The sequence below is a fragment of the uncultured Phycicoccus sp. genome (assembly GCF_947495705.1).
Classification (GTDB): Bacteria; Actinomycetota; Actinomycetes; order Actinomycetales; family Dermatophilaceae; genus Phycicoccus.
The window spans coordinates 133,759-159,032 of record NZ_CANLZR010000005.1; the positions used below are offsets into that span (position 1 = coordinate 133,759).

A 25,274-nucleotide genomic window follows, 5' to 3' on the forward strand; every position below is an offset into this window, starting at 1 on the left:
GGTATCCGCCGTAGCCTGGCGCGGTGCGCACCCACGAAGTGACGAACCAGGTTCAGCCGCTGGAGGACCACGACGTCCTCGGGTCCGACGCGACCCTCGCCGAGGCGGTGGCGCAGTGGGTGGCCCCCCACGACGGCTCCGGATCCGCCGCCCTGCGCGACCTCGGCCGGCTCGCCGGGTCCGCCGAGGCCCGGACCTGGGCCGACCAGGCCGAGCGGGTCCCGCCCCTCCTGCGGACCCACGCCCCGAGCGGCGCACGGCTCGACGAGGTCGAGTACCACCCCGCCTACCACCGGCTGCTCGAGGTCGCGGTCGGGGCCGGGCTCACCGCCGAGCCGTGGCAGCAGCAGCCCGGGTCGGGCGCCCACGCCCGACGGGCCGCGGGCTTCGTCGTGTGGTCGCAGGTCGAGGCGGGCCACCTGTGCCCGGTGTCGATGTCGTACGCGGCGGTCCCGGCGCTTCGCGCGGCCCCCGACGTCGCGGAAGACTGGGTCCCCGGCCTCGCGGCCCGCACGTACGACCCCGGCCTCGCCCCGCACGGGCGGAAGGCCGGCCTCACCCTCGGGATGGGGATGACCGAGAAGCAGGGCGGGTCCGACGTCCGCGCCAACACGACGAGGGCGGTCGCGGCGCCGGACGGCCCGCTGACGGGCGAGACCTACCGGCTCACCGGCCACAAGTGGTTCTGCTCGGCCCCGATGAGCGACGGCTTCCTCGTCCTCGGCCAGACGGCGCCGGGCGTCACGTGCTTCCTCCTCCCCCGCGTCCTGGATGACGGCACCCGCAACGACATCCAGGTGCAGCGGCTCAAGGACAAGCTCGGCAACCGCTCGAACGCCTCGTCCGAGATCGAGCTCGACGAGGCCTGGGCCGTCCGCGTCGGCGACGAGGGCCGCGGCGTGCGCACGATCATCGACATGGTGGCCTCGACCCGGCTCGACTGCATCCTGGGGTCCGCCGCCACGATGCGGGCCGCGCTCGTGGCGGCCCTGCACCACAGCCGGCACCGCCGGGCCTTCGGCGCGTTCCTGTCGGACCAGCCGCTCATGCGCAACGTCCTCACCGACCTCGCGCTGGAGTCCGAGGCCGCCACCCTGCTCGGGATGCGCCTGGCCCACGCCGTCGACGCCGGGGAGCGCGACCTCGGCCGGCTGGGCGTCGCCCTCGGCAAGTACTGGGTGTGCAAGCGCACCGCGCCGATGGTCGCCGAGGCGCTGGAGTGCCTCGGCGGCAACGGCTACGTCGAGGAGAACGGCCTCGCGCGGCTGTACCGGGAGGCCCCGCTCAACTCCATCTGGGAGGGCTCCGGCAACGTCAACGCCCTCGACGTCCTGCGCGCCATCGTCCGCGAGCCCGCGGCGCTCGACGCGCTGCTCCACGAGCTCGACCTCGCCCGCGGGCACGCCCCGGTCCTCGACGCCGCGATCGACGCCTGCCGCCTCGTGCAGGACGCGGCCTCCGGGCCCGACGCCCAGTGGGGCGCCCGCCGGCTCGTCGAACAGCTCGCGGTCACCCTCCAGGCGAGCCTGCTCGTGCGGTTCTCCCCGGCCCCGGTCGCCGACGCCTTCGTCGCCAGCCGGCTGGCCGGTGGCCACGGGGTGACCTTCGGGACGCTCGGCGGCCCCGTGGGCGCCGACGTCGCGCCGGTGGTCCTCGACCGCGCGCTGCCCGCCTGACACCCCCGGCCCCGGGGGGCCAGGAAACGGGTCAGGGGGTCATCGCGAGACGCTCGCGTTCGGCCTCCACGTCGAAGTCCGCAGCGGGCCAGCGCGGGTCCATCGCCTCGAGCTGCTCGAGGAGGAGGTTGGTGACGGCCAGCCGCGCGTACCACTTGTGGTCGCACGGGACGACGTGCCACGGCGCGACGGCGGTGGAGCACTTCTCCAGGGCGGCCTGGTAGGCCTCCATGTAGTCGGCCCAGTAGCCGCGCTCGTCGACGTCGCCGGGGTTGTACTTCCAGTACTTGTCGCCGCGGTGCAGCCGCTCGGTGAGCCTGGCCTTCTGCTCGTCGCTCGAGAGGTGGAGCATCACCTTGACGATCACCGTGCCGTCCTCGACGACGCCCTGCTCGAACCTGTTGATCTGGGCGTAGCGCCTCGACCACGTCGAGCGCGGCACGAGCTCGTGGACGCGGACGATGAGCACGTCCTCGTAGTGGGACCGGTCGAAGACCCCGATCTGACCCGGCCGCGGCAGGGCCTTGCGGATCCGCCAGAGGAAGGGGTGCTTCTTCTCCTCGGCACTCGGGGCCTTGAACGAGGTGATGTCGACGCCCTGAGGGTCGACGGCACCGACGACGTGGCGCATGATTCCGCCCTTGCCGGAGGTGTCCATGCCCTGGACGACGAGGAGGATCGAGCGCCGGCCGCCGCCCTTGGACTCGGCGAACAGCCGCTCCTGGAGGTCGGCGAGCCGCTTCTGCAGGTCCTCCATCACCTGCTCGGCGTCCTTCTTCCCCCCGTCGAAGCCGGGCGTCGAGGCCGGGTCGATGTCGGCGAGGGCGAAGCCGGGCTCCACCCGCAGCAGGTCCGACCAGGACGCGACCTCGACCTCGGCCGCCGCCCGCGCCTCCTTGGCCTTCGCCTTCTTCTTCTTCGCCTTCTTCGCGGCCTTGCCGCTCAGGTCGGCGGCCTCGACGGCGGCGCGCTCGAGAGCCTTCGCCTTCGTCGCGGCCTTCGACTTCTTCGACTTGTTCTTCGCGCCCTTGCCCATCGGGGCATCCTCGCAGAGCGGCGCTGCGAGGATGCCCGGATGCGCATCCTGCTCGACCCCCGCCGTCCGGCCACCCCCGGCGGGCGGCTCACCGTCGCCGCCCTCGTCGACCTCTACGCCCCACCCCCGCGGCGCCGATGGGTCCGGTCGAACATGGTCGCGACGGTCGACGGCTCCGCGGTGGGCGCCGACGGCCGCAGCGGGTCGGTCAACACCCCCGCCGACAACCGGGTCTTCGCGATCCTGCGCGACCACGCGGACGCCGTCGTCGCCGGTGCGGGCACGATGCGCGACGAGGGGTACCGGCGGATCGAGCCGACCCGCCGCTCCCCCGTCCCCGCGACCCTCGTCGCGGTGACCCGCAGCGGCAAGGTGCCCGAGGGGCTGCGCACGCCAACGGCGGGTCGCGGACCCGCCCTCCTCGTCACCTGCGATGCGGCCGGGACGCGCGCGCTGAACCGCGCCCGGTCGGTGCTGGGCGCGGAGTCCGTCCTCGTCTGCGGCGACGACCGCGTCGACCTCGCGCTCGCCCTCGACCTCCTGGCCGACCGCGGGCTTCGCCATGTGCTCGTCGAGGGTGGCCCCTCGCTGCTCGGCACCGCCCTGGCGGCGGGGGTCGTCGACGAGCTGGCCACGACGGTGGCGCCCGTCGTCGTCGGCGGGAACGGGCGGCGGATCGTCACCGGTGCGCCGCTGGCCCCGCCGGCGGGTGTGGCGGTGCGCCCGCACCTGATGCTCGAGGAGTCGGGCACCGTGCTCGCGCTGTGGCGGGTCCGCCGCTGAGGGCGTGTGCTCAGCCGGCCGCGTAGGCGCGCACCACCGACTCCCAGCGGGTGGGGTCGGTGTTCCACTCCTGGCAGTGCCGGGCCTCGCGCCACTGCTCGAAGGTCACGAGGTCGGGGCGGGCCTGGGCGAGGGCGAGCGACGGGCCGAAGGGGACGAACTCGTCGTCGGCCGAGTGGATGAGCAGGAGCCGGTGGCGCAGCTCGTCGGCCCGCCGGACCCAGTCGGTGAGGGCGAGGTCGACGCCCTCGTGGACCCCGACGAGGCGGTGCCCCCAGCGGTGGCGCATGAGCAGCCGGGCCAGCGAGCCCACGGGCCGGGGGACGTGGTGCTCGCGCGCGTGGTGGGCCAGGACGTCGCCCCAGTCGATGACGGGGCCGTCGAGGACGACCCGCGAGACGCGGTGGGACTGCGCGGACCGGTCGAGCAGCTGCAGCGTGATGGCCGCGCCCATCGACCAGCCCATGAGGAGGATCTCCGAGGCCCCGTGCTCGACGGCGTACGTGACGGCGGCGTCGACGTCGCGCCACTCCGACAGGCCGAGGGCGTAGCGGCTGTCGGGAGCGGCGGGCACGTTCACGTCGTTGCGGTACGAGGGGACGAGGCACGTCCAGCCCTCGGCGAGCAGCGGCGGCATGGCCCGCACGGTCTCCTCGCGCTGGGCGCCCCGGCCGTGCACGAGGACGGCCCACCGCTCGGTGGCGGTGCCGTCGGGCGTGACCACCCAGGCGGGCATCGCCCCCAGCTCGCCGCGGTAGGTGACGTGCTCGGTGGGCAGGCCGAGGCTGACGTCGGGCGGCGCACCGTGGTAGTAGCTGTTCCACCGGGCGGGGCCGGGCCGGGGCTCGCCCGCGTCGACCCCCAGCAGCTCACGCCGGACCACCCCCGCGGCGGCGTCGAGGTCGAGCACGTCACCGACCCGGCAGTGCCCGCGCCCGCCGTCGAGCCACAGCCCGTACCGGCCCGACACGACCGTGTCGGCGGTGGTGTCGAGGAGAACGGAGCCGGCCGCGACCTCGCGGACGACGACGTCGTCGGGGCGCCGCGGGTCGGGGGTGAGGATCTTGCGGGCGAAGTAGGCCGCACCGGCCAGCGACCCGGCGGCCGACGCCAGGGCCGAGGTGGCGCCCACCGCGGCGCCGGCCGTCGCCGCGACCCTGGCCCGGCTGGGCCCGGCCGACGACCGGCTCACGCGTGGCCACCGTCGAGGACGGCGGAGAGGTCGTAGGACACCGGCTCGTCGAGCTGGTCGTAGGTGCAGTCGGCGGGGTCCTTGTCGGGGCGCCACCGGACGAACTGCGCGGTGTGCCGGAACCGCACGCCCTCCATGTGGTCGTAGCGGACCTCGACGACCCGCTCGGGGCGCAGCGGCACGAACGACAGGTCCTTGCCGGCCGCCCACCGGCTGCCCGCGGCGTTCTGCGGGGTGCGGGTGCCCTCCTCCTGCTTCGCCCACGCCCACGGATGGTCGTCGAAGTCGGTGACGAGCGGCTGCAGCTCGTCGAACAGCTCCTTGCGGCGGGCCATCGGGAAGGCACCGATGACCCCGACGGACAGCAGGCTGCCCTCGGCGTCGTGGATGCCGAGCAGCAGCGAGCCGATGGCGTCGGGGCCGGACTTGTGCACCCGGTACCCGGCCACGACGCAGTCGGCGGTGCGCTCGTGCTTGATCTTGAGCATCGTGCGCTTGTCGGGCTCGTAGGTACCGTCGGCGGGCTTGGCGACGAGGCCGTCGAGGCCGGCCCCCTCGAACTCGGTGAACCAGCCGCGCGCCACCTCGGGGTCGGTCGTGGCCGGGGTGAGGTGGACGGGCGCCCGGGCGCCGGCCAGGGCCTGCTCGAGCAGTGCCCTCCGTTCGGCGAACGGCCGGCCGGTGAGGTCGTCGTCGCCGAGCGCGAGCAGGTCGAAGGCCACGAACCGGGCGGGGGTCTCGGCGGCCAGCTTCTTCACCCGGCTGGCGGCGGGGTGGATGCGCTGGCTCAGCAGCTCGAAGTCGAGCCGGTCCTCCCCCGGGCGGACGACGATGATCTCGCCGTCGACGACGCACCGCTCGGGCAGGTTGGCCAGTGCGGCCTCGGCGATCTCGGGGAAGTACCGGGTCATCGGCTTCTCGTTGCGGCTGCCGATCTCGACGCGGTCGCCGGAGCGGAAGACGATGGAGCGGAAGCCGTCCCACTTGGGCTCGTAGACGACCGCGGTGTCCTGAAGGGCCTTGGCGTCGAGGCCCTTGACGGGCTTGGCGAGCATCGGCGCGACCGGCGGGACCACCGGCATCCCCCACTCGGCCCGCGTCGCGGCGTCGCGCTCGGCCTTGGGCGCCATGTACTCCTCGTCGGCCTTGTCCTGGCGGCGCTTGGACGGCTGGACCCGCGGCGGTTCGCCCGGCATCTTCGGGTAGTCGGGCGGGAAGTTCAGCTCGCCGAGGCCACGCTCCTCGACGTCGCGGTCCCACAGGGCGATCGCCTGGGCCACGTCGCCCACCGCGTCGTCGATGCCGGCCCAGGCGTCCTCGCGGTCCTCGAGGACGTCGGGCACGGTGAGCACGGTGAAGTCGCCCGGTGCCACGGTGGCCAGCTCGGCCCAGGTCACCGGCATCGACACCGGCGCGCCCGGCAGCGGCCGGGGGCTGTAGGCGGACGCGATGGTCCGGTCGCGACAGGCCTGGTTGAAGTCGACGAACACCCGCTCGCCGCGCTCCTCCTTCCACCACGACGACGTGACGAGGTCGGGGAGGCGGCGTTCGAGCTCGCGGGCCAGGCCGATGACGCCGTGCCGGACGTCGAGGAACTCGTGGGTCGGGGCGATCCGGGCGAAGACGTGCACGCCGCGGTTGCCGCTGGTCTTGGCCCACGCGGTGAGCCCGTGCTCGCCCATGAGCTCACGCAGGGCCTGCGCGGCCTCGACGGCGTCGGCGAACGTGCGGCCGGGCTGCGGGTCGAGGTCGATGCGCAGCTCGTCGGGGTTGTCGTTGTCGGCCGTGCGCACCGGCCACGGGTGGAACGTCACGGTGTTCATCTGCACCGCCCACACCGCCGTGGCGACCTCGTCGACGACGATCTGGTCGTGCCGCCGGCCGCTGGGGTAGCGGCACCGCGTGGTGCGGACCCAGTCGGGCATCCCCTTGGGCGGGTTCTTCTGGTAGAACTCCTCCCCCTCGATGCCCTCGGGGAAGCGCTGGAGCGTCACGGGCCGGTCGCCGATGTGGCGGACGAGGACGTCCCCGACCGCCATGACGTAGCCGGCGAGGTCGCCCTTGGTGATGCCGACGTCGGGCCACATCACCCGGTCGGGGCTGCTGAGGCGGACCTCGCGGACCCCGTCCGGACCATCGACCTCGACGATCTGCGCATCGGCCATGGACCGGAGCCTAACGAGCGACGCCGACGCGGGGGTTCGCGCACCTCACGAGGTTCTGTCGGCGCGGGCCGGCGGGAACCATCCGGGGGCGCCCGGTGTTGCCCAGTGCATGACGATGAAGCCGACCGGCAGCGAGTACAGCGTCCGCAAGTCCGAGAGCGAGTGGCGCGAGGCGCTCTCGCCCGCCGAGTACCAGGTGCTCCGCCAGGCCGGCACCGAGCGCCCGTTCACCGGGGAGTACACCGACACCACGACCACCGGGGTGTACTCGTGCCGTGCCTGCGGCGCCGAGCTGTTCCGGTCCGACACCAAGTTCGAGAGCCACTGCGGCTGGCCGTCGTTCTTCAGCCCGCTCGCCGGCGAGGCGGTCGAGCTCATCGAGGACCGCTCGCTCGGCATGGCCCGGGTCGAGGTCCGGTGCGCGGCCTGCGGCAGCCACCTCGGTCACGTCTTCGAGGGCGAGGGCTACGACACCCCCACCGACCAGCGCTACTGCATCAACTCGATCAGCCTCACTCTCACCCCCACCGACTCCCCCACCTGACCCGCCCCGCCTCCTCCCGCGCCGCTTTCTCGGGTGACCCGAGAACGCCGCACTTCCCCCGGCAAGCCTTCTCGGGGGAAGTGACCGGTAACCGGGTGAGGTGGCGGATGCCGGGGCCGGGACGGCTGTCAGCCGGTCGGGGGTAGCCCGCTGGACACGGTGCACGCCCTGGCCCGGGCTGCGTGCAGCCGGGCGGTCAGCCCGACGGGCCGGTCGAAGTCGCTCCAGACGACACGCTCGAAGACGTAGCCCTGTCGCCGGACCCGGTCCTCACGCAGCTTCTCGCGCCACAACGCCTCCGGGTCCGAGGCGTACTTGACCCGGCCGTCGAACTCGAGAAGCAGGTTCGTGCCCTCGACCCCCAGGTCGGCGTAGGCGAACACGCCGGACTCGTCGGCGACCGGGACCTGGGACACGACGGACCACCCCATCGCGCGCACGAACAGCCGGAGACGGGTCTCGCCGACCGACTCGGCCCTCCCGTCGACAAAGGCCAGCATGGTGCGCACGCGCCCGGCCTCGGGCCACCGCCGGACCACGGCGGCCGCCGCCTCGATCTCCGCGCGGGTGGTCAGCCGATGGTGCAGGGCGTGGTCCGCCGCGACGACGGCTGGGACGTGCCCGTGGTCGAGTGCCGTCTGGACGAGGGCGCCGGCCACCGCGGCTGACGACCCGACCGCGCCGGGACACGGCCTGACAACGGGGTGCAGCGCCCGGATCCGACAGAGCCCGGTGAGGATCTCCCGGTGCACGGGCCTGACGATGTCGGCCCGGGCGAGATCGGCACCGAAGGTCGGGACCGTCCGCAGCGCCAGGGTGGAGACGCCGGCCGGTGCGGCGTCGGGGTACAGCGTCAGAGCGCCCCGGGTGCGCACCGCCAGCCGCGCGTCGTCGTGCTCGGGCCAGTCGGCGGCGAGGACGTAGACCGAGCGGGCCAGCGACACCACCTGCCGGTCCCGGCACAGCCGGGTCAGGGCGCGATCGCCCACCCCCACGCGCCTGGCCTGAGCGGTGGTGAACAGCCCGCCCTGCTGCTGGGCCACGAGGTGGAGTGCCGGTTCCATCCGTGCAGACGAGCACACGTCGGAGGCGACCCCAAGGGCCGCAGCGTTTCCTGTGGACGAGCGTCGGCGGCGGGCGGCGCCTGTGGACGACGCCCCCGGGTCACGTCCCCCGGGTTCCCCGCACCTCACCCCGGAAGGCTTCTCGGGTGAGGCGCGGGTTTCTCGGGTCACCCGATAAAGCCGCAGCCCCCGGGGGTCAGCGGAGGCGGGTGAGCAGGTCGCGGACCTCGACGCGGGGCCCGGTGTAGAAGGGGACCTCCTCGCGGACGTGCCGGCGCGCCTGGGACGCGCGCAGTTCGCGCATGAGGTCGACGATGCGGTGCAGCTCCTCGGCCTCGAACGCGAGGATCCACTCGTAGTCGTTGAGCGCGAACGAGGCGATGGTGTTGGCCCGCACGTCGGGGTACTCCCGCGCCATCTTCCCGTGCTCGACGAGCATGTCGCGGCGCTCGGTGTCGCCGAGCAGGTACCAGTCGTAGGACCGGACGAACGGGTAAACGCACACGTACGCGCCGGGGTCCTCGTCGGCCATGAACGCCGGGATGTGGCTCTTGTTGAACTCCGCCGGCCGGTGCAGGGCGGCCACCGACCAGACGGGGTCGAGCGCCTGCCCCAGCTCGGTGCGCAGCAGCCGGTGGTACGCGTCCTGCAGCGCCTCGATGGTCGCGGCGTGCCACCACACCATGAGGTCGGCGTCGGCGCGCAGCCCAGCGACGTCGTAGGTCCCGCGGACGACGACGCCCTCGGCCTCGAGGTCGGCGAAGAGGGCCTCGACCTCGTCGGCGACGGCCCCTCGGTCGGCGTCGCCGAGCGGCTCGGCGAGGGCGAAGACCGACCACATCGCGTACCGGATCGTGTCGTTGATCTCGCGGATGCGGGCGGCGCCGGGCTTGGCGGGGGCGGGGCGGCTCGGGGTGCTCATCGGCTGTCTCCTCGGGATGGGGTGGTGCGGCTCAGGTGGTCGACGACGCCGCGCGCGGCCCGTGCGGCCGACGCCACGACGGCGGGGATGCCCACGCCGTCGTAGGTGGCGCCGGCGACCTCGACGCCGGGGAGGCGCTCGACGTCGGCCCGGACGCCGGCGACGCGGTCGACGTGGCCCACGTCGTACTGGGGCAGGGCGCCGCCCCAGCGCTGGACGTGGTGGTCGACGACGGGCGGCAGGGGCGCCCCCAGGGCCTCGCCGACCTCGGCGACGGCGAGGGCCACGAGGTCGGCGTCGTCGCGCTGGAGGACGGCCTCCTCGCCGGCGCGGCCGAGCGAGGCGCGCAGATGGGCCACGTCCGGAGACAGGGCGCCGACCCACTCCCACTTGGCGAACGAGAAGGTCGCGGCCTTGATGGAGCGCCCGTCCGCGGGCGGGACGAGGAAGCCCGAGCCCGGCAGGTGCCCGAGGCCGTCCCGCCGCACCGCCATCGTCACGACGGCCATCGACGCCGTCGCGACGTCGCCGAGGGCGCGCGCGGCGGACGGCGCGAGGTCCCGCAGCAGGCGGGACGCCGGTGCCGGCGGCAGCGCGAGCACCACGGCGTCGGCGTCGACGGTCGTCGGGTCGGCGGCGGACCCGACGACGAGCCGCCACCGCGACCCGGCGCGCTCGACCCCGCGGACGACGGCCCCGGTGCGCAGCCGGGCCCCTCGGGCGCGGAGCATCTCCTCGGCGAGCTCGGGGAGCAGGCCCAGCCCACCGCGCACGCCGGCGAAGGCCGGCCGGCGTGAGCCGTCGGGGCCGGGTGCCCGCTCGGGCGCGCCCTCGAGCAGGCTCCGCCCGGCGACGGCCCGCTCCCACAGCGCCGGCATCGTGGCCCGAAGCGACAGCCGGTCGGCGTGCCCCGCGTAGACACCCCCGAGCAGCGGCTCGACGAGGCGGTCGACGACGGCCCGGCCGAGCCGCGCCCCGACGTACTCCCCCACCGCGACGTCCTGGGTGAGCGCCCCGCCCGGCCAGGGCTGCTCGGCCGACGCCCGCTCCACCTCGGCCGGCTCGAGCACTCCGAGCGCGCCGGCGGGGTCGGTGGGGACCCCCATCAGAGTCGCGGCGGGCAGCGGGTGCAGCGCGCCCCGGCTCCAGACCCGCGCCGCGGTCGTGGCCGGCGTGACGAGCCGCTCCCCCGCACCGAGCCGCTCGACGAGGCCGACCCCCTCGGGCCGCACGGCGAGCATCGACTCGGCGCCGACGTCGACGCGGTGCCCGCCCACGGCCTCGAGCCGCAGCTTCCCGCCGACGCGGTCACCGGCCTCGAGGACCGTGACCTCCGCGTCGGGCAGGGCGTCGCAGACCTCCAGGGCGGCGACGAGCCCGGCGATGCCACCCCCGACGACGACGACGCGTGGCCGCGTCGTGACGGGGGCCTCGGGCATGCCCTCAGCGTCTCACGCAGTAGCGCCGCCGCCGGAACCGGGCCGAGCGCCCGGGCCGGGACGACCGCCGTCACACCGTGACCGGATCGAGACCGACGACCGGGAACCCGGCCCCCCGGTGCGTGCGCCCTACCGAGGACCGCCACCCGACGAAGGAGTCCTCGTGCGACCGCTCTCCCGCCCCCCGTCCCGCCCCTCCCGACTCGCGGCCGTCGCCCTGGCCGGCACGCTCGCCCTCGGCCTCGCGGCCTGCAGCGCCGGTGACGACTCCGGCGCAAGCGTGGGCGGGGCCGCCGACCTCGCCACCCAGTCCGACGGTGCCGTGCGTGAGGAGGCGGCGGGCGCTCCCGCGCCGGGCGCCGTGGCCCCGGACAAGGCACAGAGCACGACGACCGTCATCTCGGCGATCACCGACCGCAAGCTCGCCCGCCGCGCCGACGTCTCGCTGCGCGTCGAGGACGTCACCGCCGCGGCGTCCCGGCTGCGGGCCATCGCCTCCGCGGCCGGCGGTCTCGTCGTCGCCGAGGAGGTCTCGAGCGACCCGGACGAGGGCCCGGTCCCGCTCGGCGGCGCCGTCACCAGTCCCAGCGGCTGGGGCTCGGTCACCATCTCCGTGCCCGTCGAGCGGCTCGACGCCACACTCGACGAGGTCGCCGAGGTCGGGACCGTCCTGTCCCGGCGCACCGGGACCAGTGACGTCACCGGTCAGTACGTCGACACCGCCTCTCGGGTGGAGTCGCTCAAGGCGAGCGTCGAGCGGGTGCGGGCCCTGATGAGCCGGGCGACCAAGCTCGCCGACATCGTGACCCTCGAGTCCGAGCTGTCCCGCCGCCAGGCCGACCTCGAGTCGATGCAGCAGCAGCTGGCCGCGCTCGAGGACCGGGTCGCGCTGGCGCCGATCTCGGTCACTCTCAGCACCACCGGTGAGACCCCGCCCACCACGGAGGACCCGACCGGCTTCCTCGCCGGGCTGGCCGCGGGCTGGGCGGCCTTCACGACCTCGGTGCGGCTGCTGCTCACCCTGCTCGGGGCGCTCCTGCCGTTCGCGGTGGCCACGGCGGCCGTCGTCGTCCCGCTCGTCGTGTGGTGGCGGCGGCGGACCCGCCCCGTCATGGCGGCGACTCCGCCGTCGGCCCCGACCGCCTGAGTCAGGCCGTGTCGGCGTCCTGCGCGAGCACCTGCTCGCGCAGGATGTCGGCGTGACCGGCGTGCTGGGCCAGCTCGCGGATCACGTGGAGGTACACCCAGCGCAGCGGCAGGGGCCCGCGGCTGTTCCCGCGGACGAGGTCGTCGAGGTCGAGGTCGGCCACGGTCCGGCGGGACGCCTCGCAGGCGGCGTGGTGGGCCGCCTGCACCGACGCGACGGTGTCGTCGGCGGTGAGGGCGAAGGACTCGTCGACGGTCGCCGGCAGCCCGACCTCGGCACGGCTGCGGCATGTGACGGCGATGTCGAACCACACCTGCTCGACGAAGGTCGCGTGCTTGACGAGACCGAGCAGCGTCGTCAGCGACGGGACGAGACGCCGGCGGGCCTGCTCCTCGGTCAGCCCGTCGAGGCAGGCGCGGAGCTCGGCCCGGTGCTCGTCGAGGAACGCGTCGAGCATCGGCCGCTCGGCGGCGTGGTGGACGGCCGGGTCGTCGGTCATCGGGCGGAGGCCTCGTGCACGAGCTCGACGACGCGGGTGAGCACGTCGGGGTCGGTGGCGGGGAGCACGCCGTGGCCGAGGTTGAAGATGTGCCCGGGGGCGGCGCGGCCCTCCTCGACGATCTCGCGGACGCGCCGCTCGAGAGCCTCCCAGGGCGCGAACAGCAGCGCCGGGTCGAGGTTGCCCTGCAGCGGCCACCGCCCGCCGGTGCGGTCGAGGGCGTCGGTGAGCGAGACGCGGTAGTCGACCCCGACGACGTCGGCCCCGGCCTCGCCCATCAGGGTCAGCAGCTCGCCGGTGCCGACGCCGAAGTGGATGCGGGGCACGTCGAGGTCCGCGACGGCGGCGAGCGCGGTGGCGGAGTGCTGCTGGACGAAGCGTATGTAGTCGGCGCGGCTCAGCACCCCGGCCCAGGAGTCGAAGAGCTGGACGACGGACGCACCCGCCTCGGCTTGCACCCGCAGGAACGCGCCCGAGATCTGGGCGAGCCGGGCGCACAGGTCGTGCCAGAGCGCCGGGTCGCCGTGCATGAGCGCCTTGGTGTGCTCGTGGTTCTTCGACGGGCCCCCCTCGACGAGGTAGGAGGCGAGGGTGAACGGTGCCCCCGCGAAGCCGATGAGCGGCGTCGGCCCGAGCTCGGCGACGAGCATCCGCACCGACTCGGTGATGTCGGGGACGTCGGCGGCGTCGAGGGCGCGGATCCGCTCGACGTCGGCCCGGGTGCGCACCGGCTGGGCCACCACGGGCCCGACGCCGGGGACGATGTCGAGGTCGACACCCACAGCGGCGAGCGGGACGACGATGTCGGAGAAGAAGATCGCGGCGTCGACCCCGTGCCTGCGCACCGGCTGGAGGGTGATCTCGGTGACGAGGTCGGGGCGTCGACAGGACTCGAGCATCCCCACCCCCTCCCGCACGGCGCGGTACTCGGGCAGGGACCGGCCGGCCTGCCGCATGAACCACACCGGGGTGTGCGGCACGTCGAGGCCGCGCGCGGCGCGCACGAGCGGGGAGTCGGGCACGGGAGCGGCGGCCGGGGCCTGCGAGGTCGTCACGAGCCGACATCCTCGCATCCGGGGCGGCCCGGGCTCGACGTCAGAGGGCGATGAGCACGGCTCCGCCCACCGCGAGGACGACCCCCACCTGCTGGATGCGCCGGAGCCGCTCGTCGAGGACGATGCGGGCGAGCACGGCGGTGACGACGGGGTAGAGCGAGCCGAGGACCGAGGCGATGCTCACCGCACCCCGCGACGACGCGACCGCGAAGAGCGCGTTGGCCGCGAGGTCACCGCACCCGATGACGAGGAGCAGCGGGGTCTCGCCGGCCCGCACCCCACCGACCGAGCGCACGAGGAGGGCGACGCAGAGCAGCACCGTCACCGAGGTGACGCGCATCCCCCACAGCGTCATCAGGGTCGACTCCCGGGCGCCCCGGTCGAGGAGGTAGAGGGCGAACCCGAACCCGACCGCGGCACCCGCGGCCAGCAGCACCGGCCGCGCCGACAGCCCGACGGCGAGCTCGGGACCGGAGGCGAGGGTCACCCCGAGGATCGCGACGAGCATCCCGGCCCAGGCGAGGGCCGGAGGCCGCTCCCCACCGAGCACGCCGAGCGCCACCGGGATGACGACGCCGAGGCCGGCGATCGGGGCGATGACCCCCATCGTCCCGCGGGACAGCGCCGTGTAGAAGCAGACCAGGCCGAAGAGCCCGGCGAGGCCGGCGCCCGCCGCCCAGAGGACCCACGCGGTGCCTGAGCCCGCCGGGCCCCGGACGAGGATGATGGCGGTGAGGACGAGCAGCGCCAGCCCCTGGGTCCACCCGACGACGGCGACGGGATGACGGCGCCGGGAGGCCATCCCGGCGAGGAAGTCCGCGGCACCCCAGGCCGCCGACGACCCGAGGGCCAGGATGCTGAGCACCGCGGCAGCGTATCCGCCGTCCGGCCCGAGTCGGCGTGGCCTCACCCGCGGGGCGCCGGGATCGGCTTACATTGCTGCACGTGGCACGCAGCACACTCACCGGTCCGGAGTCCCCGGACTTCACCCAGGCACTCGACGAGCTGCACCATGCCCGGCTCCGGCCCGAGGTGCGGCTCACCGAGGTGCCCGCCCCGCAGCGCATCGCGCCGCACGCCGTCGCCCTGACCGCGGACGTCATCGACCCGCGCGACCCCGACGAGGAGCTCGCGTCGGGGCGCTTCGTCCTCCTCCACGACCCGTCGGCTCCCGAGCCCTGGGGTGGGCAGTGGCGTGCGGTGACGTTCGCCCGGGCCGAGCTCGAGCCCGAGTTCGCGGCCGAGCCCCTGCTCGGGGAGGTCGGCTGGAGCTGGCTCACCGATGCGCTGACCGCACGTGGGGTCGAGGTCCTCGCCGCCGCGGGCACCGTGACGCGCGTGGTGTCCGAGAGCTTCGGCGGGCTCGCCGACCGCCCCGCGAGCATCGAGATGGAGCTGCGCGCGTCCTGGACCCCCGTCGGCCCCGAGGTCGGCCAGCACCTCCTCGCCTGGTCCGACCTCCTGTGCACGATCGCCGGCCTCCCCCCGCTCCCGGAGGGTGTCGTCGCCCTCCCCGGCCCCCGCCGGTGACCCCACCCCAGCCCATGACCACCGCCCAGGACGACGCGCCCACCGACCCGCAGGGCGCCGCAGAGCCCACGGTCCCGCTCGAGGAGCCCGCCGAGGGGGTCCCGCCCGTCGTGGAGTCGGAGCGGACCCTGGACGACGTCGCCCGAGCCGTCGGCGCGGGCCAGGGGCCGGTGGCGATCGACGCCGAACGCGCCTCCGGCTACCGCTACGGCCAGCGCGCCTACCTCGTGCAGCTGCGCCGCGAGGGCGCCGGCACCTTCCTCATCGACCCCATCTCGGTCCCCGACCTCAGCCCCGTCGCGGAGTCCATCGGCGGCGCCGAGTGGATCCTCCATGCGGCCACCCAGGACCTCGCGTGCCTCGCCGAGGTCGGCCTGCGCCCCCGCCAGCTCTTCGACACCGAGCTGGCGGCGCGCATCCTCGGGCTGCACCGGGTCGGGCTCGCCGCGGTCGTTGAGCACTACCTGGGGCTGCGGCTCGCCAAGGAGCACTCGGCGGTCGACTGGTCCACCCGGCCGCTGCCCGACCCGTGGCTGCGCTACGCCGCGCTCGACGTCGAGGTGCTCGGCGAGCTGCGCAACCTCATGGGCGTCGACCTGGCCGCCCAGGGCAAGGACGAGTGGGCCCGCCAGGAGTTCGACGCCCTGCTCCGCTGGTCACCGGCCGAGCGGGTCGACCCGTGGCGCCGGACCTCGGGCATCAACACGCTGCGGCAGCGCCGGTCGATCGGGATCGTGCGTGAGCTCTGGTACGCCCGTGACGCGATCGCCCGCGAGCGGGACACCTCGGTCGGCCGGGTGCTGCCCGACGCGGCGCTCGTCGACATCGCCAAGGCCGCCCCGCGCACCCCCGCTGACCTGCCGTCGGGCCACCGCGCCATCGCGCGGTACGGGCGGCACTGGGTCGAGGCGGTCCGGCGCGCCGAGGAGGTTCCCGAGTCCGAGCTGCCGCCGCGCAGCCTGCCGTCCGACGGCCCGCCACCGCCGCGGTCGTGGGCCGACAAGAACCCCGTGGCCGCCGAGCGGCTCGCGGCGACCCGGGCCGCGCTCACCGCCTTCGCCGAGAAGCACACCATCCCGGTCGAGAACGTCTGTTCCCCCGACCCGCTGCGCCGGGTCGTCTGGAGCCCCCCGGAGCAGCGGGACGTCGACGGCTTCACCGCCGCGCTGGAGGGCTACGGCGTCCGGCGCTGGCAGGCCGACATCGTCGCGCCGATGCTCGCCGCGGCGTTCGACGCCCACCCCGACGCCTGATCCCTCCCCTCCCGTGGAGCTGCGCGGGTGATGGTGCTCACGGGCCCCGGGCATCGACGACTAAGCGCTCGCTTAGTAGCATCGGGGCGTGCCCGGCTCGTCCGGGCCGACCCCCGCACCCGACCAGGGAGGCCACCTCGTGCCCCGTGAGCTCCAGGAGGTCGTCTTCGTCGACGGCGTCCGCACCCCCTTCGGCAAGGCCGGCGAGAAGGGCATGTACGCCCAGACCCGCGCCGACGACCTCGTCATCAAGTGCGTCCGCGAGCTGCTGCGCCGCCACCCCGAGCTCCCCAAGGACCGCGTCGAGGAGGTCGCGATCGCCGCGACGACCCAGATCGGCGACCAGGGGCTGACCCTCGGGCGTCTCACCGCGCTGCTGTCCGGGCTGCCGAAGAGCACCCCCGGGTACTCGATCGACCGGATGTGCGCGGGCGCGATGACCGCCGTCACGAGCGTCGCCTCCTCGATCGGGGTGGGCGCCATCGACGTGGCGATCGCCGGCGGCGTCGAGCACATGGGCCGCCACCCGATGGGCGAGGGCGTCGACCCCAACCCGCGCATCGTCGCCGAGAAGCTCGTCGACGAGTCGGCTCTCGTCATGGGCAAGACCGCCGAGAACCTGCACGACCGGTTCCCGGCGCTCACCAAGGAGCGCTGCGACGCGTTCGCCGTCGGCAGCCAGCGCAAGCTCGCCGCCGCCTACGAGGCCGGCAAGGTCCAGCCCGACCTCGTCCCGGTCGCGACCCGCCATGCCGAGAAGGGCTGGGGCCTCGCGACGACCGACGAGCCGCCCCGTCCGGGCACCACCGTCGAGGAGCTCGCCGGCCTCAAGACCCCGTTCCGGCCGCACGGCAACGTCTCGGCGGGCAACGCCGCCGGCCTCAACGACGGCGCCACCGCCTGCATCCTCGCGTCGCAGGCCGCCGCCGACGAGCTCGGGCTGCCGGTGCGGATGCGCCTGGCCTCCTACGCCTTCGTCGGGGTCGAGCCCGAGGTCATGGGCGTCGGTCCCATCCCGGCCACCGAGAAGGCGCTGGCCAAGGCCGGGCTCAGCATCGAGGACATCGGGCTCTTCGAGCTCAACGAGGCCTTCGCCGTCCAGGTGCTCGCCTTCCTCGAGCACTTCGGCATCGCCGACGACGACGCCCGCGTCAACCCCTGGGGTGGCGCCATCGCCACCGGGCACCCCCTCGCCTCCTCCGGCGTGCGGCTCATGACCCAGCTCGCGCGGCACTTCGAGGAGCACCCCGAGGTGCGCTACGGGCTGACCGCGATGTGCATCGGCATCGGCATGGGCGGCGCCGTCATCTGGGAGAACCCCCACCACAGCGACTACGGCACGGAGGCCTGACCGATGACCACCACCACCGAGGCCCCGCAGCTGCCCGCAGAGGTCGTCACCCGCACCCCGGTGCAGGACGTGGCCCTGCCCGGCGGCGCGGGCACCCTGGCGCTCATCACGCTCGACAACGGCAAGGACCACACCCGGCCCAACACCTTCGGGCCCGAGGGGATCGCCGGGCTCCAGGACGCCCTGGACACCCTGCGGGCCCGCGCGGAGGCGGGTGAGATCCAGGCCGTCGGCGTCACGGGCAAGCCGTTCATCTTCGCGGTCGGCGCCGACCTCTCGGGCATCCCGTACGTCACCGAGCGCGAGCAGGCCGTCCGGATCGCCCGCGCCGGGCACCACGCCTTCGCCACCCTCATGGACCTGCCGGTCCCGACGTTCGCCTTCGTCAACGGGGCGGCGATGGGCGGCGGCGTCGAGCTGGCGCTCGCGGCCGACCACCGCACCGTCTCCGCGGGGGTCCCGGCCTTCGCCCTGCCCGAGACCTTCCTCGGGCTGCTCCCCGGCTGGGGCGGCTGCTACCTCCTGCCGCGCCTCGTCGGGCCCGCGGCTGCGCTCAAGGTCATCATCGACAACCCGCTGTCGCAGAACCGGATGCTCAAGGCCGCGGAGGTCGCCGAGCTCGGCATCGCCGACGTGCTCCTGGAGCCGGCGGACTTCCTCGAGGACTCGCTGCGCTGGGCCGCGGGGGTCCTGACCGGCGCCGTGACGGTGGACCGTGACGAGGTGGACCTCGACGCGGCCGCCTGGGACGCCGCGTGCGACCGCGCCCGCACGGTCGTCCTCGCCAAGACCGCAGGGCGCTCCCCCGGCGCGCTGCGGGCGGTCGACCTGGTGCGGGCAGCCCGCACCGCGACCCGGGAGGAGGCCTTCGCCGCCGAGGACGAGGCGCTCGGCGACCTCATCATGTCCGACGAGCTGCGGGCCGGCCTGTACGCCTTCGACCTCGTGCAGAAGCGTGCCAAGCGGCCCGCCGGCGCCCCCGACCGCGGCCTCGCCCGGCCCGTGACGAAGGTCGGCATCGTGGGCGCGGGGCTCATGGCGAGCCAGCTCGCCCTCCTCTTCGCCCGGCGCCTCGGCGTGCCCGTCGTGCTGACCGACCTCGACGAGGAGCGCGTCGCCAAGGGCGTCGGCTGGGTCCACCAGGAGGTTGGCACGCTGCTCGAGAAGCGCCGGATCTCCCCGGACCAGGCGTCCTTCCTCACCCGCCTCGTCACGGGCTCGACGTCCAAGGACGGGTTCGCCGACGCGGACTTCGTCATCGAGGCGGTCTTCGAGGAGATGGCGGTCAAGCAGCAGGTCTTCGCCGAGGTCGAGGCCGTCGTCCCGGCCGAGTGCGTGCTCGCGACGAACACGTCCTCGCTGTCGATCACCGAGATGGCGAGCGGCCTCGCCCATCCCGAGCGCGTCGTCGGCTTCCACTTCTTCAACCCGGTCGCCGTCATGCCGCTGCTCGAGGTCATCCCCGGCGCGGCGACCGACGAGGCGACGCTCGCGACCGCCTTCGCCACCGGCCGGGCGCTCGGCAAGACCTGCGTCCGCTCGGCGGACTCCGCCTCCTTCGTCGTCAACCGGCTGCTCGGCCGCTTCATGGGCGAGTACTCGCGGATCGTCGACGAGGGAACCCCGGTGGAGGTCGCCGACCGGGGGGTCGCCGGGCTCGCGCCGATGCCGCCGTTCGTCCTCCTCGGGCTCGTCGGCCCGGCCATCGCGCTGCACAACAGCGAGACCCTGCACCGCGCCTTCGGGGACCGGTTCTTCGTCTCGCCGACGCTGCGCCGGATCGTCGAGGCCGGAAAGGGCGGCTACTACCGGATGGAGGACGGCCGCCCGGTGCCGGACCCCGAGGTCGAGGCGCTGCGCGAGCGGCCCGAGCAGCCGGTCGAGCTGAACGCCGAGCAGGTCCGGGAGCGGGTGCTCGACGCCCTCGCCGAGGAGGTCGGGCTCATGCTGTCCGACGGGGTCGTCGAGGCGCCGATGGACATCGACCTCGCGATGATCACCGGGGCCGGCTTCCAGTTCTGGAACGGCGGGCTCATCCCCCTGCTCGACCGCGAGGGCGCCACCGAGCGCGTGCTCGGCCGCCGGGTCCTGCCCCGCGGGGTCGCCAGCGTGCCGGCGTGAGCGACCGCTGGGTGAGACGGCGCGGACACCCGGTGTCCGCGCCGTCCTCGCAGGTCATCGGTCTTCCTGAGAGTCGGGCCAGGCGCGGACGGCCGGCGACTCGCAATATCTCACATGTGATCTACCATGGATGACGTGACGACGACCACCAGCGACACGTACCTGACCCGCATCGGCACCCTGATCCGGGATGCCCGGCGCCACCAGGGTCTGACCCAGAACGAGCTCGCCGAGCTGCTCGGCACGAGCCAGAGCGCCGTCGCGCGCATCGAGCAGGGGAAGCAGAACCTGTCCCTCGAGATGCTGGCCCGGGTCGGCGAGAAGCTCGACAGCGAGTTCGTCTCGCTCGGGCACAGCGGCCCGCAGCACCTGCGCATCGTCGGCGGCAAGAAGCTCTCGGGCTCCATCCCGGTCAAGACGAGCAAGAACGCCGCCGTCGCGCTGCTCTGCGCGAGCCTGCTCAACCGGGGCAAGACGACGCTGCGCAACCTCGCCCGCATCGAGGAGGTCAACCGGATCATCGAGGTCCTCACCTCGATCGGGGTCCGGGTGCGGTGGCTCCCCGACAGCAACGACCTCGAGATCGTGCCGCCGGCGAAGCTCGACCTCGACGGCATCGACATCGAGGCCGCCCGGCGCACCCGCACCGTCATCATGTTCCTCGGGCCGCTGCTCGCGGACTACGACACCTTCCAGCTGCCGTACGCCGGCGGCTGCGACCTCGGGACGCGCACCGTCGAGCCGCACCTGTCGGCGCTGCGCCACTTCGGGCTCGACGTCGCCGCGACGCACGGCTTCTACGAGGCGTCCGTCGACCGCAACCGCAACCCCAAGCGCGCCATCATCCTCACCGAGCGCGGCGACACCGTCACCGAGAACGTCCTGCTCGCCGCCGCCCGGTACGACGGCACGACCGTCATCCGCAACGCCTCCCCGAACTACATGGTCCAGGACCTGTGCTTCTTCCTGCGCGGCCTCGGGGTCGTCATCGAGGGCATCGGGTCGACGACGCTCACCGTCACCGGTGTCGGCCGGATCGACCAGGACATCGAGTACTCCCCCTCGGAGGACCCGATCGAGGCCATGAGCCTCATCGCGGCCGCGGTCGTCACCGAGTCCGAGATCACCATCGAGCGGGTCCCGATCGAGTTCCTCGAGATCGAGCTCGCGACCCTCGAGGAGATGGGGCTGCGCTTCGACCTCACCGAGGAGTACCTCGCCAAGAACGGGCACACCCGCCTCGTCGACCTCACGATCCACCCGGGCCCGCTCACCGCGCCGGTCGACAAGATCGCGCCGATGCCCTTCCCGGGCCTCAACATCGACAACCTGCCGTTCTTCGCGCTCATCGCCGCCTGCGCCGAGGGCACGACGATGATCCACGACTGGGTGTACGAGAACCGCGCCATCTACCTCACCGAGCTGACGAAGATCGGTGGTCAGGTGCAGCTCCTCGACCCGCACCGGGTGATGATCACCGGCCCGACGCCGAAGTGGCGCGCCGCCGAGGTCATGTGCCCCCCGGCTCTCCGGCCTGGCGTGGTCGTCCTGCTCGCGATGCTCGCGGCGCCGGGCACGTCCGTGCTGCGCAACGTCTACGTCATCAACCGTGGCTACGAGGACCTCGCCGAGCGCCTCAACGCCCTCGGGGCGACGATCGAGACCTTCCGCGACATCTGAGATGGGCACCGACGTCCCGGGACGGCCGCGCGTCGGCCAGGTCGTCACGGTCTTCCGCAACCGGCTGCGCCCGGAGCACGAGGACGCCTACCGGGACGAGCTCGCCGTCGTCACCGAGCTCGCCCGGTCGATGCCCGGGTTCGTCGAGACCAAGACCTTCGTGGCCGAGGACGGCGAACGCTGCACCGTCGTGACCTTCGCGGACCCCGCGGCGCACCGGGGCTGGCGGGACCACCCGCGCCACCGCGAGGCGCAGCTGAACGGCATCAGCGACTACTACAGCGAGTACTCGATCGCCGTCGGCGAGACGACGCACGCCGCGGCGTTCACCCACACCCCGCCCACCTGACCCACCCCCGGCGCAGGCCCGGCGCGGCCCGGGGGGCGTGGGGCCGGCTGCTCGACACGGGTGCGCGCCCGGGAGCAGAATCGGTGGATGGAACGCGCGGCCGGCGTGCGGCGGAGCGCGGTCGTCCCCGACGCCCGCGACCAGGGGCGCGCCCTGCGGGCGACGTGGCACCACGAGGCCGGCCTGCTCGTCCTGTCGGTGTGGCGCGGCAACGTCTGCGTCTCGACGGCCCGCCTGCGTCCCGAGGACGTCCCGGTGCTCATCGAGGTCCTGGCGTCGGGACTGGCCGAGGCCTACCCCGCGGTGCCGGCCGCGTCCCCGGCAGCGGGCTGAGCCACCGGCTCCCGGTGGCCGTGCTCGCCGGGGTCCTGGCGACTTGCGGGGGTCCAGGCGCGGTCGCGCCAGGACCCGCGCATTCCGCCAGGAGCGGGGTCGCAGGGGATGGAAGCGCCGGGGCCCGGCGTCAGCCGAGGTGGCGGCGGAGGGCGCCGGCGACCGCGTCGGGGGTGAGCTCGACGGCGTCGAGCACCTGCCCGCGCGCGCCGTGGTCGAGGAATCGCTTCGGCAGCCCGAAGAGATCGACGGGCACCCCGAGCCCGGAGTCCCGGAGCACCTGGGTGACCTGGGACCCGATGCCCCCGGCGACGACGTTGTCCTCGACGACGGCGACCCGGCCGGCGGCCCCGGCCAGCGTCACCACGGCGTCCGGCACGGGGAGTGCCCACACCGGGTCGACGACCCGGACCCGGTGCCCCTCGGCCGTCAGCTTCTCGGCGGCGGTGAGCGCGGTCGCGGCCATCGAGCCCACCCCGATGAGCAGGACGTCGACGGCCCCGTCGTCGGGCTCGGTGAGGACGTCGACGCCGCCGACGGCCCGCACGGCCTCGATCGGCTCGGCGACGCTGCCCTTGGGGAAGCGCACGACCGACGGCGCGTCGTCGATGGCGACCGCGGCCCGCACGGCGCGGGCGACCTGCTGCCCGTCCCGCGGCGCCGCCAGGTGGAGACCGGGCACGACCCCGGCGATCGTCATGTCCCACATCCCGTGGTGCGAGGCCCCGTCGGGCCCGGTGACGCCGGAGCGGTCGAGGACGACGGTGACGCCCGCCTTGTGCAGCGCGCAGTCCATGAGGAGCTGGTCGAAAGCGCGGTTGAGGAAGGTCGCGTACACGGCGACGACCGGGTGCTGCCCCGCGAACGCGAGACCCGCGGCCATCGTCAGGGCGTGCTGCTCGGCGATGCCGACGTCGACGGTCCGCTCGGGGAAGCGGTCGCAGAACGGCTGCAGGCCCACCGGCATCATCATCGCGGCGGTGATGGCGACGATGTCGTCCCGCTCCTCGCCCAGCTGCACCATGGTGTCGGCGAACTCGTCGGTCCAGCTGCGGCCGGCGATCTCGAGGGGCAGGCCGGTCTCGGGGTTGATGACCCCGACCGCGTGGAACTGGTCGGCCTCGTCGGAGATGGCGGGGTCGTAGCCGCGGCCCTTCTGGGTGAGGACGTGGACCAGCACGGGCCCGCCGTACGCCTTGGCCTTGCGGAGCGCGTTCTCGATGGCGGCCTCGTCGTGGCCGTCGACGGGCCCGACGTACTTGAGCCCGAGGTCCTCGAACATCCCCTGCGGGGCGACGATGTCCTTGATGCCCTTCTTCACCCCGTGCAGCGTCTCGTACATCGCGCCGCCGACGACCGGGGTGCGCGACAGGTTGCGCTTGCCCCAGTCGAGGAAGCGCTCGTAGCCGCGGGTGGTGCGCAGCGTCGCGAGGTGGTCGGCCAGGCCGCCGCGGGTCGGGGCGTAGGACCGCTCGTTGTCGTTGACGACGAGGACCAGGGGCAGGTCGTCCTCGGCGGCGATGTTGTTGAGCGCCTCCCAGGCCATCCCGCCGGTGAGCGCCCCGTCACCGATGACCGCGACGGTGTGCCGGTCGCGCTCGCCGCGCATGACGCGGCCGGTGGCGATGCCGTGCGCCCACGACAGCGAGGTCGAGGCGTGCGAGTTCTCGACGACGTCGTGCTCGGACTCGGCCCGGCTCGGGTACCCCGACAGTCCCCCCTGCTTGCGCAGCGCGGTGAAGTCGTGGCGACCCGTGAGGAGCTTGTGCACGTAGGACTGGTGGCCGGTGTCGAAGACGACCGCGTCCTTCGGGCTGTCGAAGACCCGGTGGATGGCGATGGTCAGCTCGACGACGCCGAGGTTCGGGCCGAGGTGCCCGCCGGTGCGGGCGACCTGGTCGACGAGGAAGGTCCGGATCTCCTGGGCCAGCGCGGGCAGCTGGGCCGCCGGCAGGGCCTTGAGGTCGCGCGGACCGCCGATCCGTTCCAGCAGGCTCACCGCCTACCTCCTCGTCGCTCTCGGGGTCGGGTCGAACCCGACGAGTCTAGGCGCTCCGGCCGTGCGGGCCCGAACCCGTCGAGGGTCTCGCTGCAGACCATCACGGAGGCTTCACACGTCCCGCACGTCGCGGCCTCGCCCCGATGCCCCAGACGTCAGTGCGCGCGTCCGACGGCGAGGCGCACGCCGACGGCCACGAGCGCGAGCACGACCGAGGCGAAGGACATGCCGATGACGACGAGGAACACCCCCACGAGAGCCAGCCCCGTCTCGTCCCCGGGCACCGAGCTGCTCGCGAACCCCGCGGCGAAACCCACTGTCATGGCCACACCGACCGCGACGGTGTGCATGAGCGCATGGGCGATGGCCGCGACCGCGAGGAGCGTCAGGATGCAGCCGATGACCTGCCACGGGCGGTAGGGCCCCGCGGCCTGCCCGGTTGCCGGGTCGGTGTAGTACTCGTGGTCCCAGCCCAGCCACGCCCACCACGTCCCGGCACTGACCGCGACGAGGAGCGCCCCGAGGGCGGCGGTGCGGCGCGGGCTGTGGGTCATGGTCATGACGCCGATCATGGCGCGACGGCCGAGGCCCGTCATGAGCCGAAGTACTCACCGCACCAGGCCGCACCTCAGAGGGTGGGGACGAACTCGAGCCCGCGCAGGGCGTCGAGGAGCAGGCCGGCCGCGCGGCGGGCGGCGAGGAGCCGGACCCCCTCGCACTCGAGGTCGGCGAGGACCTGGGTGACGCCCTCGGGGCCGATGTCGTCGACGAGCGCGACCCGCACCTCACGGTAGGAGGAGCGCATCGCGTCGAGCTGGGCGTCGAGGTGCCGGACGGTGAGCCACCCGAGCGCCACCGGATGGCGTCGCCACGACGGGTAGAGCCGGTAGTCCGGCGGGCAGTGGTCGAGCAGCCAGGCGACGCCCCGGTGCTCCCAGCCCCGCTGCCCGGGCGGCGGCACCCCCTGCGGCCAACCGGGAGGGCCACCGGTCCCCGTGGCTCCGGCGGAGGACCGCTGGCGCACGGGAGCGGCCGGGGTCGGGGCGCGCAGGGGCGGCCCACCGGCACCTCCCGAACGATCGAACATGTGTTCGATCATAGTCCTGCTTCCACATCGTGGACGCCCCACGCGCGAA

23 protein-coding genes are annotated in these 25,274 nt (G+C 74.2%); 11 read left to right on the plus strand and 12 right to left on the minus strand.

Features of this window, described 5'->3' with window-relative positions; genetic code table 11:
• Positions 1-23 precede the first annotated feature (23 nt).
• Entirely contained in the window at positions 24-1,676 is a 1,653-nt protein-coding gene (locus Q0963_RS09260; protein ID WP_299445134.1) for an acyl-CoA dehydrogenase family protein, read from the plus strand.
• A gap of 31 nt (positions 1,677-1,707) precedes the next feature.
• Here Q0963_RS09260 and Q0963_RS09265 read toward each other — a convergent pair whose 3' ends face one another.
• Positions 1,708-2,712: a polyphosphate kinase 2 family protein gene (locus Q0963_RS09265; RefSeq protein ID WP_299445135.1), complete on the minus strand. Its 1,005-nt coding sequence runs from the start codon at positions 2,710-2,712 to the stop codon at positions 1,708-1,710.
• 39 nt (positions 2,713-2,751) lie between these two features.
• On the opposite strand from Q0963_RS09265, the gene Q0963_RS09270 reads away from it, so the two are divergent.
• On the plus strand, positions 2,752-3,495 hold the full coding sequence (locus Q0963_RS09270; protein WP_299445136.1) for a dihydrofolate reductase family protein: 744 nt from the start codon (positions 2,752-2,754) through the stop codon (positions 3,493-3,495).
• Between the two features lie 10 nt (positions 3,496-3,505).
• Here the strand turns inward: Q0963_RS09270 and Q0963_RS09275 are convergent, their stop codons facing one another.
• Positions 3,506-4,687: a S9 family peptidase gene (locus tag Q0963_RS09275; protein WP_299445137.1), complete on the minus strand. Its 1,182-nt coding sequence runs from the start codon at positions 4,685-4,687 to the stop codon at positions 3,506-3,508.
• Positions 4,684-6,852, minus strand: coding sequence for an ATP-dependent DNA ligase (locus Q0963_RS09280; protein ID WP_299445138.1), 2,169 nt, complete (start codon positions 6,850-6,852; stop codon positions 4,684-4,686). The genes Q0963_RS09275 and Q0963_RS09280 overlap by 4 nt, the downstream gene beginning before the upstream one ends.
• A gap of 115 nt (positions 6,853-6,967) precedes the next feature.
• Between Q0963_RS09280 and msrB the strand changes: the two genes are divergently transcribed.
• Entirely contained in the window at positions 6,968-7,396 is a 429-nt protein-coding gene (gene msrB, locus Q0963_RS09285) for a peptide-methionine (R)-S-oxide reductase MsrB (protein WP_299445139.1), read from the plus strand.
• A gap of 128 nt (positions 7,397-7,524) precedes the next feature.
• Here msrB and Q0963_RS09290 read toward each other — a convergent pair whose 3' ends face one another.
• The 3 genes from Q0963_RS09290 to hemG all read right to left on the minus strand — a co-directional run bounded on the left by Q0963_RS09290 (position 7,525) and on the right by hemG (position 10,821).
• Entirely contained in the window at positions 7,525-8,460 is a 936-nt protein-coding gene (locus Q0963_RS09290; RefSeq protein ID WP_299445140.1) for a type IV toxin-antitoxin system AbiEi family antitoxin domain-containing protein, read from the minus strand.
• A 196-nt stretch (positions 8,461-8,656) separates the two neighbouring features.
• Positions 8,657-9,382 carry a hydrogen peroxide-dependent heme synthase gene (gene hemQ, locus Q0963_RS09295; protein WP_299445141.1) on the minus strand — a complete coding sequence of 242 codons (726 nt, stop codon included), beginning with the start codon at positions 9,380-9,382 and terminating at the stop codon, positions 8,657-8,659.
• A complete protein-coding gene (hemG, locus tag Q0963_RS09300; protein WP_299445142.1) occupies positions 9,379-10,821 on the minus strand; it encodes a protoporphyrinogen oxidase in 1,443 nt (480 codons plus the stop codon). The genes hemQ and hemG overlap by 4 nt, the downstream gene beginning before the upstream one ends.
• Before the next feature lie 163 nt (positions 10,822-10,984).
• On the opposite strand from hemG, the gene Q0963_RS09305 reads away from it, so the two are divergent.
• Positions 10,985-11,968, plus strand: a complete 984-nt coding sequence (locus Q0963_RS09305) for a DUF4349 domain-containing protein (protein ID WP_299445143.1) — start codon at positions 10,985-10,987, stop codon at positions 11,966-11,968.
• A gap of 1 nt (position 11,969) precedes the next feature.
• Here Q0963_RS09305 and Q0963_RS09310 read toward each other — a convergent pair whose 3' ends face one another.
• From Q0963_RS09310 to Q0963_RS09320, 3 genes are read right to left on the minus strand one after another with little or no spacing between them, the layout of a single operon-like run.
• Positions 11,970-12,467, minus strand: coding sequence for a DinB family protein (locus Q0963_RS09310; RefSeq protein WP_299445144.1), 498 nt, complete (start codon positions 12,465-12,467; stop codon positions 11,970-11,972).
• Positions 12,464-13,540: a uroporphyrinogen decarboxylase gene (gene hemE / locus Q0963_RS09315; RefSeq protein WP_299445145.1), complete on the minus strand. Its 1,077-nt coding sequence runs from the start codon at positions 13,538-13,540 to the stop codon at positions 12,464-12,466. The genes Q0963_RS09310 and hemE overlap by 4 nt, the downstream gene beginning before the upstream one ends.
• 22 nt (positions 13,541-13,562) lie before the next feature.
• Positions 13,563-14,387 (minus strand): DMT family transporter, encoded by an 825-nt coding sequence (locus Q0963_RS09320; RefSeq protein ID WP_299445146.1) that lies wholly within the window; start codon positions 14,385-14,387, stop codon positions 13,563-13,565.
• 80 nt (positions 14,388-14,467) lie between these two features.
• Here Q0963_RS09320 and Q0963_RS09325 point away from each other — a divergent pair, with 80 nt between their 5' ends.
• From Q0963_RS09325 to Q0963_RS09355, 7 genes are all read left to right on the plus strand, one after another.
• Positions 14,468-15,052, plus strand: a complete 585-nt coding sequence (locus Q0963_RS09325) for a DUF3000 domain-containing protein (RefSeq protein WP_299445147.1) — start codon at positions 14,468-14,470, stop codon at positions 15,050-15,052.
• 14 nt (positions 15,053-15,066) lie between these two features.
• Positions 15,067-16,305, plus strand: a complete 1,239-nt coding sequence (locus Q0963_RS09330; RefSeq protein WP_299445148.1) for an HRDC domain-containing protein — start codon at positions 15,067-15,069, stop codon at positions 16,303-16,305.
• A gap of 139 nt (positions 16,306-16,444) precedes the next feature.
• Positions 16,445-17,656, plus strand: coding sequence for a thiolase family protein (locus Q0963_RS09335; RefSeq protein WP_299445266.1), 1,212 nt, complete (start codon positions 16,445-16,447; stop codon positions 17,654-17,656).
• A gap of 3 nt (positions 17,657-17,659) precedes the next feature.
• The gene (locus Q0963_RS09340; protein WP_299445149.1) at positions 17,660-19,777 is read left to right on the plus strand and encodes a 3-hydroxyacyl-CoA dehydrogenase NAD-binding domain-containing protein; all 2,118 of its coding nucleotides are present in this window, start codon (positions 17,660-17,662) and stop codon (positions 19,775-19,777) included.
• Between the two features lie 135 nt (positions 19,778-19,912).
• Positions 19,913-21,457: a UDP-N-acetylglucosamine 1-carboxyvinyltransferase gene (locus Q0963_RS09345; protein ID WP_299445150.1), complete on the plus strand. Its 1,545-nt coding sequence runs from the start codon at positions 19,913-19,915 to the stop codon at positions 21,455-21,457.
• Position 21,458: 1 nt separating this feature from the next.
• A complete protein-coding gene (locus Q0963_RS09350) occupies positions 21,459-21,806 on the plus strand; it encodes an antibiotic biosynthesis monooxygenase (protein WP_299445151.1) in 348 nt (115 codons plus the stop codon).
• 87 nt (positions 21,807-21,893) lie between these two features.
• Entirely contained in the window at positions 21,894-22,139 is a 246-nt protein-coding gene (locus tag Q0963_RS09355; RefSeq protein ID WP_299445152.1) for a hypothetical protein, read from the plus strand.
• 130 nt (positions 22,140-22,269) lie between these two features.
• On the opposite strand, the gene dxs is transcribed toward Q0963_RS09355, so the two are convergent.
• The 3 genes from dxs to Q0963_RS09370 all read right to left on the minus strand — a co-directional run bounded on the left by dxs (position 22,270) and on the right by Q0963_RS09370 (position 25,225).
• Positions 22,270-24,138, minus strand: a complete 1,869-nt coding sequence (dxs, locus tag Q0963_RS09360; RefSeq protein WP_299445153.1) for a 1-deoxy-D-xylulose-5-phosphate synthase — start codon at positions 24,136-24,138, stop codon at positions 22,270-22,272.
• 155 nt (positions 24,139-24,293) lie between these two features.
• Positions 24,294-24,698 (minus strand): hypothetical protein, encoded by a 405-nt coding sequence (locus tag Q0963_RS09365; protein WP_299445154.1) that lies wholly within the window; start codon positions 24,696-24,698, stop codon positions 24,294-24,296.
• Between the two features lie 68 nt (positions 24,699-24,766).
• Positions 24,767-25,225, minus strand: a complete 459-nt coding sequence (locus tag Q0963_RS09370; protein WP_299445155.1) for a hypothetical protein — start codon at positions 25,223-25,225, stop codon at positions 24,767-24,769.
• Between the last annotated feature and the right edge of the window lie 49 nt (positions 25,226-25,274).

What these genes read in the sequence shown, in the direction of transcription:
- Q0963_RS09270 (WP_299445136.1), top strand. Translation starts at nt 2,752, where the DNA reads ATGCGCATCCTGCTCGACCCCCGCCGTCCGGCCACCCCCGGCGGGCGG.
- hemE (WP_299445145.1), bottom strand. Translation starts at nt 13,540, where the DNA reads ATGCGAGGATGTCGGCTCGTGACGACCTCGCAGGCCCCGGCCGCCGCT.
- msrB (WP_299445139.1), top strand. Translation starts at nt 6,968, where the DNA reads ATGAAGCCGACCGGCAGCGAGTACAGCGTCCGCAAGTCCGAGAGCGAG.
- Q0963_RS09310 (WP_299445144.1), bottom strand. Translation starts at nt 12,467, where the DNA reads ATGACCGACGACCCGGCCGTCCACCACGCCGCCGAGCGGCCGATGCTC.
- hemG (WP_299445142.1), bottom strand. Translation starts at nt 10,821, where the DNA reads ATGCCCGAGGCCCCCGTCACGACGCGGCCACGCGTCGTCGTCGTCGGG.
- Q0963_RS09290 (WP_299445140.1), bottom strand. Translation starts at nt 8,460, where the DNA reads ATGGAACCGGCACTCCACCTCGTGGCCCAGCAGCAGGGCGGGCTGTTC.
- Q0963_RS09330 (WP_299445148.1), top strand. Translation starts at nt 15,067, where the DNA reads ATGACCACCGCCCAGGACGACGCGCCCACCGACCCGCAGGGCGCCGCA.
- Q0963_RS09350 (WP_299445151.1), top strand. Translation starts at nt 21,459, where the DNA reads ATGGGCACCGACGTCCCGGGACGGCCGCGCGTCGGCCAGGTCGTCACG.
- Q0963_RS09370 (WP_299445155.1), bottom strand. Translation starts at nt 25,225, where the DNA reads ATGTTCGATCGTTCGGGAGGTGCCGGTGGGCCGCCCCTGCGCGCCCCG.
- Q0963_RS09365 (WP_299445154.1), bottom strand. Translation starts at nt 24,698, where the DNA reads ATGACCATGACCCACAGCCCGCGCCGCACCGCCGCCCTCGGGGCGCTC.
- Q0963_RS09280 (WP_299445138.1), bottom strand. Translation starts at nt 6,852, where the DNA reads ATGGCCGATGCGCAGATCGTCGAGGTCGATGGTCCGGACGGGGTCCGC.
- Q0963_RS09355 (WP_299445152.1), top strand. Translation starts at nt 21,894, where the DNA reads ATGGAACGCGCGGCCGGCGTGCGGCGGAGCGCGGTCGTCCCCGACGCC.
- Q0963_RS09265 (WP_299445135.1), bottom strand. Translation starts at nt 2,712, where the DNA reads ATGGGCAAGGGCGCGAAGAACAAGTCGAAGAAGTCGAAGGCCGCGACG.
- Q0963_RS09340 (WP_299445149.1), top strand. Translation starts at nt 17,660, where the DNA reads ATGACCACCACCACCGAGGCCCCGCAGCTGCCCGCAGAGGTCGTCACC.
- hemQ (WP_299445141.1), bottom strand. Translation starts at nt 9,382, where the DNA reads ATGAGCACCCCGAGCCGCCCCGCCCCCGCCAAGCCCGGCGCCGCCCGC.